A 20375-nucleotide genomic window follows, 5' to 3' on the forward strand; every position below is an offset into this window, starting at 1 on the left:
ATAGGGGGAATCAGGGGTGGGCGTTTGCTCTCAGGTATTTAGACAGTGTACTGTGCAATACCTTGAAATCTATCGGCTTTACAAGATACTCGTTTGCTCCCGCCAGTAAAAGCTCTTCACTGTTTTCCTTGAACGCGTCTCCACTGGCTATAATGACAGGCACATTTTTCAGTTCATCGTCTGTACGGATCTGCGCCAATGTATCTTTACCACTCATGCCGGGAATATGAGAGTCGAGGATAATGATATCCGGCCTTGAAGCCCTTGCCAGTAACAGTCCTTCCAAACCATCTGCCGCCAGTATGATACGACTCCCCATGCCACTGAGGAAACGGGATAATACCATCTGGCTCATTTTATCATCTTCTATGATGAGGATGCTGGTATCGGTCAGCGCTACAGATCTGCTATCATCGTCCACAGTGTTACTACATATTTCTGAAGGTACCTTCAATGGAAGGATGACAGTGAATGTTGTGCCCTTACCGAGCTTGCTGTAAACTTTGATCTCCCCACCCATGGAGGTCACCAGGTGACGCGTAATATGTAATCCGAGGCCTGTGCCTTCCAGGAAGATATTCCTTTCTGTAACAAATGCATCAAAAATGGTAGACTGTCTCTCTGCGCTGATACCCTCGCCCTGGTCGGTTACCTGCAGGCACCATTTGTACTCATTCCGGAAGATGTCCAGTGTTACCGTGCTTTCCTGGCGGGTAAATTTGATGGCGTTGGATAAGAGGTTATTCAGCGTTTTCGTCAGCAGGATCTTATCGCCCATGATCAGCTGAGGAATCTCGGGATCAAGCGTGGCTTTAACCTTCACGGTCTTCACACTTGCTACATACTGATGCATGTTGACAATGCCATCCATCCATTCCCTTACATTCAAAGGGGCTGTCTGGGGCGTGTCGAGCTTTCCGGCTTCAATACGGGAGAATTCCAGCACATTGTTAATGATATCGCGCGTATTGTAACTGGCGGCATACAGGTGGTCTGCCAACTGGCGGATAGGAGCCAGTGAGCGGTCCTGTTCTACTTTTAATTGCAATAACTGGCTGATGCCAAAGATGGCATTCAGGGGCGTGCGGATCTCATGGCTGGTTTCCCGTACAAAGACCGTTTTAGCGTCTGTGGCTTTGGCCAGCTGCGCGGTAAGGACCTCCAGGTCTTTGTTGTGCTCCTTTACGGTGTCCAGCATTTCCTGCACATGCAGCATTTCCCGCATCCTGAGCCGGTCGATATTCCTCACATAATAGTAGATCACCAGGAGGTCGAGGATCAGGATACTGGGAATAGTGACCCACCTGATAATGAACTGGGCGTTGTTGTGATCTTCAGCAGGTACAACAGGAGAGATGAAGCCGTTGTACATGTTGATCTCGCCAATAAGGAAGGCAAAAATAGTAAATGCAATACTGAAGACGCGCATCGGCTTATCCTTCTCAAATACCAGGAGGGACAATCCCACGAGGAAGATGAACAGGAGATGGACCTCTGTAACTCTTCCCATAATAGCGCTGTAATACTGGATGCTGACATTATTGATGATGATCAGCGATAGTCCGGCTGCCGTGTGCCGGCCAAGTCCGTTCATGAGAATGATGGCTGATAAGAGGCAACATTCTATCACGGCCGGAGCAGAAATAGCGATATTGCCTGTAGTAATAAAGCAGCCAAGACCGAACGCGCCCGACATGGCGGCTGTAACCAGTGAAAGGGTATTCACTATTTTGAGCGAGCGTCGTTTGTCTTCATCAGGTACTTTACTGTAGCCAGCTGTGGTTAGTAGTTGTAATAAATTCATGCACCATTCATTTACGTTAAAGGGGGACATACAATACGGAATAATACAGGTTCCCAACATGTACTTAGTTCCTTGCTGTCAATGTTTTTCAAATCGGATGTCTGTTAGCTAGTCTGTCTGTAAGCAGTGGGTATAGTTTCGAAAATTTGGGGCCAGTTCCACCTGCAATTTACATACATTCAAATTATATTACTTAGTATAATGAGTATACTTTTTAGGGCGTTTCCTTTAGTACCCAATCATATTATTTTTGCTCAAATACAATAGGCATATCCAGGAATCCAGCCACTATGGTACTTGGATTCCTGTTGGGAGTGGTGCCCGGTTTAATCTGTATGTTTTTCATCTTTCCAAAGATGATCTCAAAAGCGATCTTAGCCTCCATTCTGGCCAGCATGGCGCCGATGCAGTAATGAGGACCATGCCCGAAGCTGACCATTTTGATATTGTCCCTGTTTATATCAAAAGTATCCGGATCCGCAAATACAGAAGGATCACGGTTGGCTGCTGTCAGCCATACGTTCATAAAATCTCCTTTCCTGATGAGTCGTCCGCCCAGCTCTACATCCATCTTAGCAATGCGGCACATGCTCTGAACGGGAGGCTCATAGCGTAACACTTCATTTAAGGCAGCCGGAAGGTCCTGCATGTTGTCCATCAGGTGCGACTGTACTGCAGGTATGGTGGCGAAGGTGTACATGGCATTGGCGAGGAAACCATTAGTTGTTTCATTGCCTGCGATCAGCAGGGCGATACAGAATGCCAGTGTATCAGGCATACTAAGTCTTTCGCCGTCTATTTCCGCCTGTAATAAATGAGATATCAGGTCAGCGCGTGGTTCCCTTGATCGTTCTTCCAGTAAGGTCATAAATAATTTACCCATTTCCTGTTGGGCCTGGAAATAAGCTTCCATGCCTATTACTGCAGGATCGCTGGAGATGGCATTGATCCAGGCATTTACCTGGTCATGATCCTGGTTGGGCACACCCAGTAATTGTGCAGTAACCCTGCCGGGAAGAGGAATAGAGAATGCTTTCACGAAATCCATTTCTCCTTTCTGCAGATAAGGCTCCAGAATGTCGTTACATTCCTGCCGGATCCAGCTTTCCAGTTTAGCGATAATGGAAGGAGAGAAGGCTTTTGTGACCAGTGCACGCAGCTGACGGTGACGTGGAGGGTCGGTCTGGTTCAGATTGCTGCCAAGCAGATTATCATCAGATTTAGGCATGTACTCATTGGAAAAAACTTCATAGTCGCTAAGGACCCTTTGTACATCTTTATGATGAAATACCTGCCAGGCGCCCTGGCCGCCAAAATAGAACCTGAATGACGGATCAAAATAAACTGGTTGCTCATCCTGCATCTGCCGATGCCAGGATAATGGGGATGTTAAAGTAGATGGAGTCATACAATCTTTGAGTTGTCGTAGCGTACAGATTCGGTTATTGTCCCTGATATAAATAAGATAAGATTAAAACGGTGCTATATTATAGCTTATTAACATACACTTGACTAAAATAGTTTAATGTGCGGAAGAAAAAGTTAACTGGTTGTTAACGAGTTAAGATTTCTCTCTTTATAAATATCATTTTCAGAAAAACTAAATAGATTGCTGCGATAATACCACAATATGAGATACTACTTATCCATTACTATTGCTGCGCTATTCAGTTGCTATGGATGCAGGCAGTCGGCAAGCCCCACTACCAACGATCCTTATGCATTGGCAGATACGGCAGATTATTCACTTACACAGACATTACAGGGACAGGGAGGCGTTTATCTGAAAACGGAAGTTTATACGCATAAGAAAGATACATCGCTTTCCTATGTGAAGGTCTTTAATTACAACCAGCAGATAGCCGCCGTACAATTTTATAAGCATGAAAAGAAGGATGGACCGACTATCACTTATAATGAAAAAGGCCAGCGACAACTGGGAACTTATTATAGAAATGATACGGTGATCGATATGCATCCATTTAATCAATAAAATTGCTTAATTTTATCAACGGAGATTTACTAATCCTCTATCATAAAAAAGCCCCGTATACATGAAGTATACGGGGCTTTTAGTTTTATTATCTGTTATAAGACATCCCACCAGGGCTTCTCTCCATCATTTGTTGTATTATTTTCTTTGCCGGAAGATGAAGCAGGAGGTACAATAGATTGTGTCGCAGATGCACGTGCCTGACGCTTGATATCGTCCCGGTTCAGCAATAATTGCCATTTATCTTTCAGCTGTTTACCGGTTTCAGGTTTCACCATCAATACATAGTTGATATAACCTTCCACACTGCTGACGATATTACCCTTGCCCCATTGTTTACCTGCTAATCCAGATACTGATATCTGGTGCAGCAGCGCCCTGAACTTACGGAGTGTTTCCCTGTCCAGACTCAACTTGTCGTTTACCACAATACCGGTTACTTCTCTCTTATCGCCCTTACGCATCACCTTTAACTTATCAGGATGGATAATAAAGCCTTCTTCCTTTACCACCTGTTTTACACCCCATATCAGTTTTCCTGCATCATCAGCAGCGGCTTCCCTGGCAGAAAAGGTCATATCATCCGCGTAGCGGGTATAGTTATAATTAAACCTGCGGGCAAGACCTTCAAAACGACGGTCCAGGCGGAAGCAGATAATGTTGGTAATCGCCGGACTGCAGGGAGCACCCTGAGGCAGATGCCGATTGGTATTAGCTACATAATAGTCCTTTCCGTCAAGCGCTACCTGGTCAACCTCTGGCTCTGTACACAATAATGCGAGGATAGTAGCCACCTGTTCACTGTAACCCAGCTTACAGAACATGCCTTTCACACGTTTGTATTCAATAGTGGGGAAGAAGTCGCGCAGGTCGATATTAATGACAATATCCTGCGCTACGTGATGTGTGGCATTGGTGACGATGGATCTTCCCGGTACAAAGCCATGTGCTGCGTCGCTGTTGGGTACTTTATACAGGATGTTTTCCAGTATCCAGTATTGTGTAGCTTTCAGCTGTGGCATAGGGGCGGAGATCAGGCGCTTGCCGCCGGACTTCTTGGGTATATAGAACCGCTTATAGTGTGTGATATGCCCTACCTTCCTATTGAAGGCCAGGAAGCGTAATTTACCGATACTGATACCCATCGCGGCTGCCAGTGCAACACCATCGTGGAAAACAGGAAGACCTGATGCCGTCAGACGTTCAGTATCAGAAACGGTCTTATTCAGACCCTGGGATACTTCTTCACCCAGATAGACGATCGTCTTTTCTTTCTGTTCAGCCCATTGCGCCGCTTTTTCCTTACGCTTCTCTTCGTTGCGCTGTTTTGTTTCCGCTCTCTTCGCTTTTGCTGCAGCCATGCGTTGCTTACGCATTTCGAGCAACATCCTTTCCCGGTTCTGGTAACGACGTTTCTCTTCCAATAACTGGTTGAGTGCTCTTTGCAGGTCGGCCTCCCTATGGATCAGGGCTTCCGAGGGGGAAGGTTTAAGCGTATTTTTCTGCCAGAAACCAAGGCGGGTCATTTCTTCCAGGATGACTTCATCTCTGGTGGATGTTCTGATACGGTCATACAATTGCTGACGCGTCAATCCTTCTGCCATAATCTTTCAGACGGTTTATTGCTGATAAAAGATAGTTCGTTGATGTAACAAGCGGAAAAGAGGAAAAGGGGAGATGAGGGTCAACAGAAAAACAATGTAAAGAGGAAGTGGCCTTCGTGCAAGCCATTGACTAAATCAATCAACTCCAGGGAGGGGCGTACCTAGTGGTATTTTAAGCCCCCGGGGCTTGTACCGTGAAATACCACTAGGTACGCCCCTCCCAAAGTAAAGATTGCATTTAGTGAAGCATGAAAATGTCATGTTACCTGAGTGACGAAACATCACTCTTCCTGAAACCAGGCGCAAGTGCAATCAATTCCTCTTTACAAAGATCTTTTTCTGATGCGAAAGATAGAGACAATTATTGAAAGTACAAATACATATTGCATTTTTTTCTTTCATTTCTTTTGATCTCCTCATCTTCCTTTCTCTGCTTATGCGTTATTGTTAGCTTTGTTCTGCTCATATGCCATACGCAGTGCCAGCATATGTTCACAAGGGCCTTTATAGAGCTTGTTGGTGATGTAATCGTAACAGTCGCAATGCCCGGTACTCATACGTTCATCGTTGTCTATTACGATAACAGGACGGTATGTACGGCGCTCTGCAGTGATTTGTCCTTCTACCTGTAATCCTACTGACGGCACCTGCTGTGCTGTAAGAGAGAGCTTACCCTCTTTTAACAGTCTTGTAGCCGATGCTTCTTTCGGATTAGAGAATCGTAGCTGGTCCAGTGGTAATGGCTCCCTGCTCAACTCACGCAAACGGTAATAACCGGTATGCAGGTCATAGATCACCTTACCTGCCTGTGTATATATACCCAGTGTAGCCAGTACTTCTGGTACAGATACCCCTGTTCTTGCAGAGATCTCTTCAGGTTTTCCCATCCACATCTGCTGCAGTTCACTGAACACACGAAGCTTGGTAGCATCTTCTACCGCAGCTCTCGGCGCCATCAGATCAAACTGTCCTGCACGCGACCAGTCGTTTGCTGTCCATCCGGAAAGCCCCAGCGTAAACTGCATATCTCCCAGGTCAGCTACATAGAATGATGGCAAACCGCTACCGGTGAGGTGTACGGTGAATTTTTTCGCTACAGGAATAAGGCGTTCGAGAATGAGCAGTCGCCTGCGACCCCAGATACGGATCTCTCTGCGCTGCGCGCCGGTATATACAGAGCGTGCACAAACGATCTTTTTATTCCATGGCTCAAATATGGCCTTTACTGGTTGTCCGGGGTCCAGTACAAAACGGATAGAACGGGGACCTTTCTTCTCTTTAAACCTGCGCAGCCAGCTGCAGAAGTTATAAACGTCCATCGGATGGAGGTCGAAACTTGCGGCAGGCAATGTCATGGCAGAACTTACCTGCAGGAATCCGCGTACCCAGCTATCCGGCAGGTCTATCTTCACTTCACGGAACATTTCCTCCTGCGTGGTCTGTACGGAGAAGCCGGCAGGATCAACACTGAAAGTGGTCTCCTTATAGTCACGGATCTTCTGGAATTCGTTATAAAGTGCAGCAGAGTAGTCAATGTTGGTAGTACCACACTGGAACTCGTTCACTTCTTTGAATACGTTATAACTGGCGCTCAGTTTACCATAGGCAGATTCATCCTGGCTGAAACATTCGAAGAAGATCTCATCGGGATGTACGCTGATAACAGGATCAAGCACAAACCAGGCATCCCTGTCTTTCTTATACAGGTAATCGAAATAATTTTTACGGGCTTTATAGAAGGGGGCCATCACTTTTTCCTTCTCCAGGTAGATGTCGCGCAGCTCCTGGTTCAGGGCATTGATGTGCTCATTGGCAGCAGCTACATCGTACTGACCCATGTATTCGGCCAGCCACATAGACTCCTGCTGAGCAGCCCATTCTTTATAAGCGGTTTTGTCTTTGGGTTTAAAACGGAGGTCGGACACCACCACGTCATGTAAAGCCGAAATAGCTTCACGAAAAGCGATCTTCTTACGGAGTTTACCGTTAAAGAATGTCGGTTCCCGGTGTGTATCAGGAGCAAATGATATTCCAGCTGATGTTGCATTGCTGTAAACCTCGGTTTGCCCGCTATATCTGTAGTTAAATAACATCTTCCAGGGTTTAAGATTGTTTCACGGGAAAATCGGTAAATAGTACCGGTAAGGACAGGTCAGGATATGACTGATGGATATTACGCATCAGCGCAATACAGCGGGCTTTATCGCCGATAGCTACCGTTGCGGATATATCTGTAATGATAGCTCCGATATAGGCGGCTGCTTCCGCTGATTTCAGCGCTTCTTTTTCCAGGAAATTGAAGATCCTTTCTTTCGCTACACGTGCCTTGTTTACTCTGGACAGCACTGATCTGAAATAGTGTTCCAGCTCTTTCAGGTAGGTCAGGTTACCGGCGGCATATGTTTCCAGGTAGTTGGTAGCAAACAGCTGCATAGCTACACCAGGATGCTGGCTGAGTTTCATCAGGTAAACGGGACCATCTTCTTCACGGAAGAAACGGGTGAGCAGTTCACGGCCGAATGCCTGTACCGTAGGGTTCACACTATCCGCAATGGCCACCAGCGATTCTGCAGACCAATCAGTTGCCTCAAACTGTGTACGGAAGAATTCCGCGGCAAACATGCGCGTATCTTCCCAGGTAGCGTCCAGCAGGGCTACTGCGGCATCTCTTTCCTCCCGGATGCGTGTTACATGCTGTTGGAAGAAACGCTGACACCATTGTCTTACGGCCTCTAATTCATGATTACCGGCAGCGATCACCTGTTTGATAGTAAGACTGTCGGCAGGAATATATTTCTCCAGTACCAGCACACCGAATGCCTGACCCGGGCGGTAATTGGAATATAATAAACGTAAAGCGGTTGCCTGATCGATATCCTGTAAATGACCTACCAGTTCATTGCTCAGCAATGCGGCAAGATCAGCATGCAATCCTTCAGATGTTTCCTTACGCATCAGCAATGGCACCAGTTCATTCACCAGCCATACTGCCAGTTCAGCATACTTTTCCGCCAGGCGTTTCAGCAAAGGTCTCACGGCATTCCTTACATCGGTATAGGAAGCGCTGCAACAGAAGAATAAAAGGCCGTGACGCTTCACCAGTTCAGTCTCACTGATGGCAGATACAACATCGATACCCGCAGCTCTCACCGGTTGATATGGATGTTCCAGTAAGCGGTGTAAGAGGCTGTCTGTGATCAGATCGAGCTTGAATTGTTGTTTCTTCAGTAACAGTAAACGGGCTGCCAGTGCCTGTGCTGCAGACAGTTCACTTTGCAACAGGTCTTCGATCACTTTGAAGTCGAGCTGTATCAGCGCATCTCCGAAATATTTCTCCAGTATCAAACAACCATCTGTCAATGCATCATTGAGCTGCTTGTCTGCGTCTTTCAAGGACAGCAGGTAAGCAATCGTCTTACCAACCAGCAGTCTGGCCTTATCTTCTGCAGGCCTGAACTGTGCCAGCTGCACTTTTGCAAATGCACGAACGTCTTCATGAGGACAGAAGATCAGTTCACGGAGGAAGTCAACATCCGCCAGGCAGAGGTCTGGTCTTGCGGCAGTCCATTCAAGCCCCTGTTCCCGTGCTTCTGCAGAAATGCTGTATAGTAAGGCCAGTATAATCGGCAGGGAAGGATTATTGACATCGAATTTCTCCCTGGCCAGTTGCAGACCAAATTCCTGCGGCAAACGGAAAGGGTTGCTCAGTAAGGCACGGATAATGTTGCTGTCCATCCTTCCTTTCAGTGTCTCATATTCAGGATGTTGTAACAGCTGATGGAGTGCGAAGTCATGGATCTCGTCCATCTTTCCCCTTATCAGCAACTGAATAAATGCCTGTGGCAATTGTTGCCAAAGGTGGAGGAAAGGCACTTCGCTGTCGATAGTCTTCACCACCTGTTCAGATGAAATGCCTGGTTGTATATCCGCGTGCTTACGACCTCCACGGAATAGAGAAGCTACTTTTTTCAGCAGGCTTTCTCCTTTATTCTGCGCAGCCTGTTGATTAGAGGTACCTGAACGGTCGTGTTTAATATACCATATAGTAGCATCAGACGCCAGCTCCAGCTTCTTATTATTACCCTGCAAAATGTAGTTCAGCAATACCGCCTTTGCATTAGCGGGGAAATAGGTAGTGGCAGGGCTGTAGATACTATGATAGGGCGAGGTACGCCAGGACTGTGAGCGGTCCGGAGTATACTTCGATGCATCATATTGCAGCAGCATCGCCGTGGAGAATCTCACATAATGAAGATCATTTTGTTTACCCATCATCTTCAATCTTCTCAGTATACGGCGGTGAAGATAGAAGCGGGTATTTTTAGGGTACGGCCTTTTTCTGCTGGCATAAGAGCCATCGCCCGGATTATGGTCTTCTCTTTCAAAGCGTTCTGCCAGCATGGCTACCAGTTCATGATCGTCCCTTAATTCGGCCTGTTTGAGCAGGTGACGGATATGCTGGAAGAAATTGGCTTTGAATGGTAAGGTAGCCAGGAACTGCAGCAATACTTCCCGTACAAAAGGATTGTTAATACTGACGATATATAGTTCTTCCAGCATAGGATAGGCGGGCTGCGACAACAGTTTCACCCGCTCTTCCAGTAACTTGTCCAGCGCTTGTTTACTGCCCGATTTTATCGCTTCCTGGAACTCAGGCAGCAATCCTTTTTCGAACTGCTCAATATAACGCTTACGGTCCTCTTCCGGCTGTAAAAGCAACATGGCGTGGGTAGCCATCTGGCGCAGGTAATAAGGGTAGCTGCTGTTTTCTGCATAAGCTTTCAGCGTTGGTACGTCGCTTTCGCTACCACAACGCCCCAGGGCCCACAATGACGAATAACGCTGCATGGCATCCTCCCGTTCTATCAGTTTGGAGATAATGGGAGCTGCTTCTTTGATACGGTATTCGCCCGCCTTCCAGATAACGCGGGAAGTCTTCCATTCTGTCTTGTACTTAGAATTCCTTTTCAGGGCATATTCCAGGCGTTTGAGAATAGCTACGTGTCTGGGGTCCTGTACCTGTGTAGTATCAGGAGCAACGAATTCTGCTACCGGACCGGCATCCTGCTCGGCACTGTATCCTTTGGAGCGTTTTTCTTTTTCAAGCGCATCATAGATAGCGGTGGCTGTTGGCAGGTCTACCGGGGACACTGTTTTACTACCTTCTTTTAATGCGCTTCCCCTCTTACCGTAGCGGAAATTGACAATATATTGTCCCGGGCCAACTTCACATAAATCAATCTCATAGGTCTTGTCCGAATTCCCCTCTCTAAAGAAAAGCTTTGTTTGCTTTATAAATCGCATGAGCTAACAACATTAAACACAGCAGGCAAAATAATATTATTTTTAATATGAGTAAGATATTTTTTTATCCAGGCTTCCTGAAAAAGTACAGGATTATCCTCTGATCGTACAGGTAAGATGATAACAGTTCGTCCGAAATTTGCCTAGTCAAACAGTTAAATACACACAAAATGATCAACAACACAATCAGCTTTTTAATGCTGCGCTTAGCCATTGGCGCGAGTATGTTCGGACACGGACTCGTAAGGTTACCTAAACTTGACAAGTTTAGTGGCTGGATGGTAAAGAGCTTTGAAAACGCTATGCTTCCTGTTTCCCTTGTAAAACCTTTCAGTTATGTTTTGCCTATAGCAGAATTCCTGATAGGATTGCTGCTCATTGCAGGATTATTTACCAGGCAGTCCCTGATTGCGGGTAGTATTGTGATGATAATGCTGATACTGGGAACTACTTTGATAGAGAACTGGGAGGCGCTGGTTTCCCAGCTGGTACATGTGGCTATTTTTGCCCTGCTTTTAAATTATATCACATACAATAGTTGCGCACTGGATAAACTCGTAAAGAAATAACATATGACTACCAGAAAAGAATTTCTCAAAACTGCCGGTTTGTTAGGTATGGCCGGTATGGTGGGACCGTCTGCCCTCGCGGCCAGTCCTGCCAGGCAAACAAAGCCGGTATCTTCCTGGGCAGATGGCTCACGCCTTGTAGTGAGGATGAGATAGCGAAACTCGCGTTGAGCGATAAGAGTACGATCCGGGAATAGGACGAATAAAACGAAATAAAGGGGCTGTATTATTGAATACGCCCCTTTATTGTATGCCTCCAGGCAATGCAATTAATTCCAACGGAAATGCTGCCCAATGAAACCGTAGCCCCGGAGATTCAATTAGCTATTGTACGCTGATCTTCATCACCACTTTCTTTACCGGTATTGGATCTTTCACCCTGATATTCGGCATATGGAGGTCGGTGGGAAAGAAGACGGCAAACATGCCTTGCTCCAGTTTTGAAAAGAATGCAGGCGTTTCGCCGAACAACATATAATCCGCAGTATCATCATATGCTTTTGAAGGTGTCTGGTTCCGCAGGAAATCATGTCCTATCAGCTCTTCACCGCTTACGATATACTGTACGTCGATATATTTTTTGTGAGATTCCATTTGCTCGCCATCCGTAGGAATCGTATCATACTCGTTTACAATGGCAATGATTGTGGTACCATCAATTTCATATTTACCCTTTTCCACTTTGGAAAAGTTCGTCTGCTGTAGATATTCAAAGGCTTTTACGAATTTGGGGCCCAGGCCGTAGTAAAGCGTTGCGTTCTGTAAAGTATCGATAATCATGTAACTGTATTATGCGGCGGCAAGATACAATCAAATGTGAAGAAACGTTAATGATTGTTAAAGAATCCGTAGCCGGAAATATTAGAAAGTTAAATTTGCCGGAATATGGGTAAGGTCAGGAAAAGAATATGGTGGATCGCTATACCGGCATTGCTGGCGGTACTGCTATTTCAGTTATACTGGTTGCGGCAGACGTACCAGTCGCAGCAGGAGGCATTTGTAGCTACTGCCACTGAGGCATTTCATAATGTGTATGACAATGCGATCATTATTAGCGCCAGGATAAAGTCGGGAGGCAAGCCTGCCGAGAAGAAGTACACCATTCAGGCGATGATTGATGTAGACAAGACGTCAAAGGATGATCCGGCTCCTGCAGGCCCGAGGGCATTCATACGTTACGACTCAACAGAGGAAAGACCTAAAAAATCAATCCCGGAAGATATACACCTGGATACCTCTATTGCGAACACCAATATGTCTTTCGATACCATCTCTCCACTGGCGCATTTTGTTTCTACTGTCTTTTCATCTTTTACAGATGTAAGGCCGGATATTGATACACTGAACAAGTACTATCGGAGGGAATTAGATAAGAGACATATTCCACTGTATTTCAAGGTGCTAATCGGCAGGAAAGAAATTGATACGACTGTTAACCGGCCTACCTTACTGATCTACCCGGGCATGAATAACCCTGATAAAATGATGGGGGTGCAGTTCAGCGGGCTTACTACTTATTTGTTAAAGAAAATGAGTAGCGCCATTATCCTTTCCATCTTCATCGCTTTTCTGATCATAGGGTGTATCTGGACACTGTGGCGTATCATCCTGCGACAGGAAAAACTGGAAAGCATGAAGCGGGAATTCATCAGTCATGTAACGCACGAACTGAAAACACCGGTGTCTATTCTGAAGGCTACGAATGAAGCATTGCTCACCTTCCGGGGGATCAATGATCCGGATAAAACAGAACGTTACCTCCGCCATTCCAAAGCGGAACTGGACAAACTGCAGGACCTGATCGATAAGATCATGCAGGTGACCAGGGAGGAGCAGGAACAGTTACCCTTGTCTCTGACGCCGACAGACCTTAAAGTATTGGTAAATGAGGCGGTTGTCCGCTTTGCCCATCTGCCGGGTGTCACTATCGGGCAGCAGTACGATCTACAGGAAGGGCATTTTCAGACCGATACAACCGCTTTTCATACCATTCTGAGTAATCTGCTTGATAATGCCGTAAAATACAACGATAAGCCTCAGAAAGAGATATTTGTGAGCGTAAAGGAACTTACGGGGCATTACAGCTTTACAGTAAAAGACAATGGGAATGGTATTGAAAAACAGCACTTCCCCTTCCTGTTTGATAAGTTTTACCGGGTGGTGCAGGGCGACCGTCATGATACAAAAGGCTATGGGCTGGGGCTTAGTCATGTGAAAGCGTTATTACATCAGTTGCATGGCAGCATCAGTGTCAGCAGTATGCCTGGCAATGGTACTATTTTTATTTTCCAATTACCGAAATATGAAAAAGATCAAACTGCTACTGGTTGAAGATGAAATAGTTCTGGCAGGAGTTATCAAAGAAACCCTGGAGACAAATGGCTTTCATATCAGTCATGCGGAGAATGGAATACAGGGCTGGGAGCAGTTTTTATCATTCCGGCCTGACATTTGCATAGTAGATGTCATGATGCCTAAAAAAGACGGTATTGCTCTGGTAAAAGACATCCGCGCAGTGGATGAACAGACGCCTGTTATCTTCCTGACGGCCAAAAGCGAGACGCAGGATGTTATCAAAGGCCTCCAGAGTGGTGCGGACGACTATATCAAAAAGCCTTTCAGCCTGGAAGAACTGATCCTGCGTATCAGGACATTACTAAAACGTACCCAGTTGGCGCTGACTAATATCCCTGCTGCGCCTAAGGCTCACAGTGGTGTCTATTTACTGGGGAGTTATACCTTTGATCACAACAGACAGGAGCTGCGGCATAAAAAGGAAGTTATTCACCTGTCCCTGCGGGAGGCTGATATGCTGAAAATGCTGGCGGAACGCCCTAATGCAACTACCCATCGCAGGAATATACTGCTGGAATTATGGGGAGATGATAACTTCTTCAACGGCCGTAATATGGACGTTTACATCAGCAAGATCCGTAAATACCTGCAGCATGATCCTTCTGTACAGCTGATTAATGTGCGCGGACTAGGTTACAAACTGGTCTATTAACATTCATTAAGGATATAACAGGACTCTTTAACGCAGTCCCATAAGGCTTCCCGCTACTTTTGTATGGTCTGAAATTATAGTGACCATGCGAAACTTTACCGTTATTATTTCTCTTCTTTTATTGCCTGTTATCCATCTCTTCGCGCAAACAAAAGACACTGTGCGGATGGATACGAGCAGAACCAAAGTCCGCGACCTGAAGGAGGTGGTGGTGGAAAGTCGTCCTCCTATTCGTATGAAGGGAGATACTGTAGAATATAACGCTGCACAGTATAAAACCAAAGAAAATGCCGTGGTAGAAGACCTGCTAAAGAAGCTGCCGGGTGTAAAAGTGGACCAGAGCGGCAACATCACTGCACAGGGGGAAAGAGTCGGCAAGGTGCTGGTAGATGGAAAGGAATTCTTTGGTAATGATCCGGCTATTGCCACTAAGAACCTGCCTGCGGATATGGTGGCCAAGGTACAGGTGCTGGATAAGATGAGTGATCAGGAGGAATTCACCGGTATTGATGATGGCGATAAAGTCAAGACCATCAATATCGTTACAAAGAAGAACAGTAAGAAAGGATACTTTGGTAATATCTCTGCCGGTATCGGTCCGGATGGAAAGTATGACGGTGGATTGAATATCAATAGTTTCGCCGGTGAACAACAGTTATCCGCCTTATTCAAAGCCAATAACGTCAATAAATCCGGCTTCTCTGCCTCTGAGCTGATAAGGATGTTAAGCGCCAACCCCGAGCTCTTTAACAATCTTCCGGCTACTGCTATTGCGGAACTGAGTAAGATGAAGGGCGTGCGTATCGACAGTGACGATCCTGCGGAAAAGGCGCAACTGGCGCGCCCTACAGGTATCAATAATACGCAGTATGGCGGTGTGAATTACAATAACGACTGGAGTGATGCCCTTAAATTGCGCAGCAGCTATTTCTTCAATCGCTTTACATCACGCAATAGTTTTAATTACGACCGCCATTACCTGCTGGCAGATACAGCCTATAACTATCTTCAAAACGGCATCTCCTTACAGGAGAATAATAATCACTGGGGCAATGCTGCTGTTGATATTAAACTGGACAAATACAACTCTTTAAAGATCTCGCCTGCTATTAATCACAACACATCGGTGCTCAAAAGCAACCGGACATACCGTTCGTATAATGCAGATAAGACATTGCTGCTAAACCAGGGAGAGCAGGCATTGAACAGTGATAATACGAACACGAATGCGATGGCAGATATCCTGTACCGTCATCGTTTTGGAAAGCCTGGTCGTACGATCTCGTTAACCATTACTCCTGAATATCTGCGCCTGGTGAATACGGGATTGAATATTGCCCGAAATGAGTACTATAATCTATCCACAAAAGACAGTATTAACCAGCAGACAACAGGTCATTCGGACAATTATTCCCTCAATAATAACCTGATCTATACAGAACAACTCTCAACGCATACTGCGTTGCGGCTCACGGAGCAGTTTAACATCAATCATGGGAATTATACGCAGCTGGCACACAATATTAACCATGCCGATGGACAGTACAGTGAGTTAGATGATCGCTACAGTGATATCTATAACAGTACGATCATGAGGAATATAGTTGATGTGGCATTTGCCGGCCGTTATAAAAAGTTTAATTATACAGTAGGTCTGAGCGTAGAGAACAGTCACCTGGAAGGCAATTCAGATTATAGAACCTATCGCCTCAGCGGTTATTATAACACCCTGTTGCCACACCTCTACGCCAGATACCGCTTTTCGAAATCAAAACAGCTGACGCTCAACTATAACAGTAATACGGTACTACCGGGTCTCAATCAATTACGTCCCCTGGAAGATATCAGCGATCCGCTTTATATAAGGAAAGGAAATTCTGATCTGCAACAGGCTGTTAATCATAGTGTGACGCTGGCGTATCTCAGCAATAATATCTACAGTAACATCTTCACCAACGCTCAGCTGCGTATCTCAACTACCAGGAACCAGTTTACGGATCAGTATATAATTGACAGTGCAGGCAGACAAATCATTTCTCCCATAAATGCGAATGGTTATTTCTCCGGAAGTCTGCATGCGGAAAGGTCTGTGCCTTTCGGTGGTAATGGTTCCAGTTTGACTTTCGGGGCAGAGCTGGCGTATAATAGATATCCCAGCTATTTCAATGCTATTGCCGATAATATCAGGCAATGGGGCATTACGCCTGACATTAACTTCAATTATTATCCCATCACTAACCTCAGTATGACATTAAGGGGAAATGCCAGCTGGAATGACCGTCACAGTGAAGCGAATCCCGGTACCAATCAGCAATACTGGTTTCTGAACTATGGACTGGACCTCATGGCCAATTTGCCATGGAAACTGAATGCTGATGCTGCCATTGAATGTTATACAACTACTGGTCTGAGCGGCGCATATAATAATACTGTGGCACTGTTGAGTGGTGGTCTTTCCAGGGATATTAATAAGCAGTTCTCACTCCGCCTGGAAGGTCATGACCTGCTGAATCAGAACAAAAGTTTCAACAGGCTGGCGCGTAACGGGTATACGGAAGACCGACAGAATAACGTACTGGGTCGTTATTACATGCTCAGCCTGATCTGTAAGCTGCGCCATTTTGCAAAGAATAATCAATGAACACTTAAATAAACACAACATGCAACACATCATCCGTACACTTATACTGGCAGCAGGCATCAGCTGCGTTCAGCAATACAGCTTCGCACAGGACAAAACGCAGGGAGTGATTCACTATGATATTACCTATCACATTCATGCCTCTTTAAAGCCCGACCAGATGCAGTATAAGGACCTCGTACCGGAAACCGTCGTTGAAAAGGCTGAATTGAAGTATCATGGACAACGACTGAAAGCCTATTTCAACGACGATATACAGAATGAACAGGACGGCGTCAATACCAGCATTAAGGTCTCTTCAGAAGACGGCAATGAAAAATATGCGGATATCGACAGGAAAACACTCTGGTGGGTAGACAAAGCAAAGACTCCTCCTGTGTTAGTAGAGAAATCCCTGCTTGAAAAGGATGAAGACCAGGGCAAGGAAACGGAAAGTGCTGAAACACAGCAAATCCTTGGGTATAACTGCAAAAAATTAATCGTTAAATCTAAGAATGGTCCGCTTACCATCTGGTATACTACGGAACTGCCGTTGAAAGCCGGTACACCGGCAAGCGCGTTTACCGATAAAGGCGTTGTACTGGCGTTAGATAGCAAAAGAATAAGCTTCAAAGCCACCAGTATTGAATTCGTACCTGTGGCAGAGAAAGAGGTAACTCCCCCGGCTGACCTAAAAACAGTGAAAAGCAGCGACCACAAAGGAATATAGCCGTTCTAAAAGGGCAGGAGGGGAGAGGTTAATCCTTTCTGATCCTGTCCCTTTCATCTTTTGCTCCCCCCTCCTTGCGGGAAGCCTTCAAAGTGCCTGTACCAAAGGGTCTTGAGTAAGAGAGCCTGAAGATAGGGGAGTAACTGGACTCCTGGTAGATCTTAATGTCGTTTTTAATCTGAAATGCTTCTTCTGCAATAGTTCCGTAGTGCACACTGAAATTCATTGTCGTAAAAACATCGGCTACCGACAGCTGAATACTACCGGCATTATTTTTCAGTTCTTTCTTAATACCAGCGCTCACAGTGCCCATGCGACCTACCTTCACTGTACCGTTATAAAAACGGGTGTTGTACCAGCCGGTCAATTCAGCTGAGAAATCATGTGGCAGTTTAAATGATTCAGTGAAATTGAAGGTATAGGCAAAATAATTTTTTGTAACAGGTTGTAAGGTATAATCTGCCCTGAATTGCCGTAATCCGCCGGTGATACTGTAGCTCATATCCCACCAGTCAGTAGCTTTCCACGGGATGGTGGCCTGTATGGTAATATTGTTCTGGTACGCCAGGTTCTGCGGTGAAATATACAGGACATTGGCAGCTGTGCTCTGGCTTAACTGGTACCGGGCAATTGGATGGTCATCCCTGCTGAAGAGCAATGAAAAGCTAACCCCGTCGTAGTTATATCCCAGCTTGATATTATTGGTAATTGTTGGCTTCAGCAGGGGATTTCCTGCGTAGATAGCAGTAGGATCACTATAAGCCATAAAAGAGGCCAGATCATTGTAAGAAGGTCTGGCGATTCTTTTGGTATAAGATAACTGGAGACTGGAGCGCTCATTCAGTTTTTTAGTCAGGAAGATGTTGGGGAATAAAGTAGCTAGTTTCCTGTCGACGGTATTTTTCCCCGTCCTTGTGTCTTCCATAATGGTGCGGGCATATTCAAATCTCGTTCCTGCCGTAAGACTGAGAGATGACGTTATACCTATATTGGCGGAGACATAAGCTGCGCCAATACCTTCCTTCATCTTCATTTCATTGATTGTTTCTGTTCTGCTGACCCAGTGGCCATCAACCAGGCTCTCTATCCTGGATAAGGTGTTACTACCGGTATAGGTTCCTTTGATACCTGCTTCCAGTTTTATCTTATCGTTTAACTGCCTGCTGTAATCAACCTTAATTACACCCATCTGTATCAGTGTATTCGCAAAGCCTCTCTGGAAAGGTGAAAACAAGCTGTCGTTGTTGTCCACCTGTTCACCGTTTCTGGTGAGCAGAGAGCTGTATATCTGTGACGGATTGTAGTTTTTAAAATAGAGGTAATCCATATCAAAATTGATCTTTGATTTTGGATTGATCTCCTTTTCAAGATATACAGATGATACGAGGTTATACCAGCTGTTCACCCTGTCTATCCGTCCATCAAATGTTAACAGGGAATCAGGCAGCAAAAGATAATTGGCGGTAGGATGATTGGCGGTTCCTGCGCGACTAATGTTGTAGGTTACATTGGCGCCAATGGTGGTTTTGGTGTTTGGTTTCATATCCAGTCCTAACGTGATATCATGGTTATTTTGCCGCAATCTGGTAATGTCAGCTCCCCGTACTTCCATCCGTCCGCCGAAGACAGGCATATCCTGGTAACTGAGGATATCCATGTAGCTGTAACTTCGGTTAAGATTGTAACTGTAGGAGCCGTAGCTGTTGATTTTCGCAGTATTGTGAGAGAGACTGATACTCGCTGCTGCCTTTTCCCTGTAGCCATAACCTCCTGTTACTGACAGCGTTCCGTTAGTTCCCTGCTGTTTATTTTTTTTCAGCACAATATTGATCATACCTGCACTGCCATCTGCATCGTATTTGGAGGAAGGAGTGCTCAGCAATTCTATCTTCTCGATATCATCTGCACTCATGCCATTTAGCAGGTTGACCAGTTGTTCAAGCGGCACACGCATTAATTTACCATTCAGCATAAGGGTTACGCCGCTTTTGCCATTCAGTGCGATGCTATTATTTCTGTAGTCTATTACAACTCCGGGCGATCGCTCCAGTACGGCCAGCGCCGTGCTACCTTTAGTAAGGAGGCTGCTCTGCACATTGACTACCATGCCTTCCGGCTGCTGCTGCAATAGTGGCTTTTCCGCCTGTACAACCACTTCGCCCAGCTGCTGTGCCCCTTCATGGACGACCTGCAGGCCGAAGTCCTGTTTTTTCTGTTGTGCAGTCAGTTCAAACAGGGGAGAGTTCCAGGTCTGAAATCCCATACTGCTGAAGCGCAGGATGTACTTTCCGGAAGGCGTATTTTCTATTGAATAAACGCCCTTTTCATCAGTCAGTACTGCTTTTATTAGCGTGGTATCCGTTCCGTTCAACAGTATTACATTCGCAAAAGGAACCGGTTGACCGGCAGCAGTGGCAAACCTACCGGAGATTTGTCCGGAGGCAGTTTTGAGTAGTAGAATGCAGCATAGGAGGAAAGATAATTTTTTCATATTTCATTGATTTAAAGGGAACCTGTTAACCTAATAGCCACTGTTATGACTGACACACCAGTGCAAAGAAAACAGCGGTAGAGAGGTTTAAAAAACGCAAATGACCAGCAGCAGGACTGGATTGATCAAACGCATTAAATCGGGGTTAATGACCAGGAAACCGCAAAAAATGGGAGGGGAGCCCCTCTCCTGTAGCCTGAGATGCATTTGGTCAATTATTTCCTGCAGTTCAAATAGTATTGCATTAAAATGG

14 protein-coding genes are annotated in these 20375 nt (G+C 45.6%); 7 read left to right on the forward strand and 7 right to left on the reverse strand.

Annotated features, from left to right (window positions below):
- Positions 1-10: 10 nt before the first annotated feature.
- Both BLR32_RS27050 and BLR32_RS27055 read right to left on the reverse strand, forming a co-directional pair.
- On the reverse strand, positions 11-1804 hold the full coding sequence (locus tag BLR32_RS27050) for an ATP-binding protein (RefSeq protein WP_176842448.1): 1794 nt from the start codon (positions 1802-1804) through the stop codon (positions 11-13).
- Between the two features lie 244 nt (positions 1805-2048).
- The gene (locus BLR32_RS27055) at positions 2049-3212 is read right to left on the reverse strand and encodes a cytochrome P450 (protein ID WP_089836531.1); all 1164 of its coding nucleotides are present in this window, start codon (positions 3210-3212) and stop codon (positions 2049-2051) included.
- Positions 3213-3434: 222 nt separating this feature from the next.
- On the opposite strand from BLR32_RS27055, the gene BLR32_RS27060 reads away from it, so the two are divergent.
- Positions 3435-3797, forward strand: coding sequence for a hypothetical protein (locus BLR32_RS27060; RefSeq protein ID WP_089836533.1), 363 nt, complete (start codon positions 3435-3437; stop codon positions 3795-3797).
- Positions 3798-3892: 95 nt separating this feature from the next.
- On the opposite strand, the gene BLR32_RS27065 is transcribed toward BLR32_RS27060, so the two are convergent.
- From BLR32_RS27065 to BLR32_RS27075, 3 genes are all read right to left on the reverse strand, one after another.
- Positions 3893-5401 (reverse strand): reverse transcriptase family protein, encoded by a 1509-nt coding sequence (locus BLR32_RS27065; RefSeq protein ID WP_089836535.1) that lies wholly within the window; start codon positions 5399-5401, stop codon positions 3893-3895.
- A 434-nt stretch (positions 5402-5835) separates the two neighbouring features.
- Positions 5836-7494: a hypothetical protein gene (locus tag BLR32_RS27070; RefSeq protein ID WP_089836537.1), complete on the reverse strand. Its 1659-nt coding sequence runs from the start codon at positions 7492-7494 to the stop codon at positions 5836-5838.
- Positions 7495-7504: 10 nt separating this feature from the next.
- The gene (locus BLR32_RS27075; RefSeq protein ID WP_089836539.1) at positions 7505-10705 is read right to left on the reverse strand and encodes a HEAT repeat domain-containing protein; all 3201 of its coding nucleotides are present in this window, start codon (positions 10703-10705) and stop codon (positions 7505-7507) included.
- Between the two features lie 170 nt (positions 10706-10875).
- On the opposite strand from BLR32_RS27075, the gene BLR32_RS27080 reads away from it, so the two are divergent.
- Positions 10876-11274 carry a DoxX family membrane protein gene (locus BLR32_RS27080; RefSeq protein WP_089836541.1) on the forward strand — a complete coding sequence of 133 codons (399 nt, stop codon included), beginning with the start codon at positions 10876-10878 and terminating at the stop codon, positions 11272-11274.
- Positions 11275-11277: 3 nt separating this feature from the next.
- A complete protein-coding gene (locus BLR32_RS33865; RefSeq protein WP_176842449.1) occupies positions 11278-11430 on the forward strand; it encodes a hypothetical protein in 153 nt (50 codons plus the stop codon).
- A 168-nt stretch (positions 11431-11598) separates the two neighbouring features.
- On the opposite strand, the gene BLR32_RS27085 is transcribed toward BLR32_RS33865, so the two are convergent.
- Positions 11599-12054, reverse strand: coding sequence for a NanQ anomerase/TabA/YiaL family protein (locus BLR32_RS27085; protein WP_089836543.1), 456 nt, complete (start codon positions 12052-12054; stop codon positions 11599-11601).
- A gap of 105 nt (positions 12055-12159) precedes the next feature.
- Here BLR32_RS27085 and BLR32_RS27090 point away from each other — a divergent pair, with 105 nt between their 5' ends.
- The 4 genes from BLR32_RS27090 (at position 12160) to BLR32_RS27105 (ending at position 17631) form a co-directional block, all read left to right on the forward strand.
- Complete coding sequence (locus tag BLR32_RS27090; RefSeq protein ID WP_089836545.1) at positions 12160-13605, forward strand: sensor histidine kinase; 1446 nt, start codon at positions 12160-12162, stop codon at positions 13603-13605.
- Positions 13577-14281: a response regulator transcription factor gene (locus BLR32_RS27095; RefSeq protein ID WP_089836547.1), complete on the forward strand. Its 705-nt coding sequence runs from the start codon at positions 13577-13579 to the stop codon at positions 14279-14281. Before BLR32_RS27090 ends, BLR32_RS27095 begins: the two co-directional genes overlap by 29 nt.
- A gap of 85 nt (positions 14282-14366) precedes the next feature.
- On the forward strand, positions 14367-16922 hold the full coding sequence (locus BLR32_RS27100) for an outer membrane beta-barrel protein (protein WP_089836550.1): 2556 nt from the start codon (positions 14367-14369) through the stop codon (positions 16920-16922).
- A gap of 19 nt (positions 16923-16941) precedes the next feature.
- The gene (locus BLR32_RS27105; protein ID WP_143011607.1) at positions 16942-17631 is read left to right on the forward strand and encodes a hypothetical protein; all 690 of its coding nucleotides are present in this window, start codon (positions 16942-16944) and stop codon (positions 17629-17631) included.
- Between the two features lie 28 nt (positions 17632-17659).
- Here the strand turns inward: BLR32_RS27105 and BLR32_RS27110 are convergent, their stop codons facing one another.
- Positions 17660-20122: a TonB-dependent receptor gene (locus tag BLR32_RS27110; protein WP_089836554.1), complete on the reverse strand. Its 2463-nt coding sequence runs from the start codon at positions 20120-20122 to the stop codon at positions 17660-17662.
- Positions 20123-20375: the final 253 nt, after the last annotated feature.

The organism is Chitinophaga filiformis (assembly GCF_900102545.1).
GTDB lineage: Bacteria > Bacteroidota > Bacteroidia > Chitinophagales > Chitinophagaceae > Chitinophaga > Chitinophaga filiformis.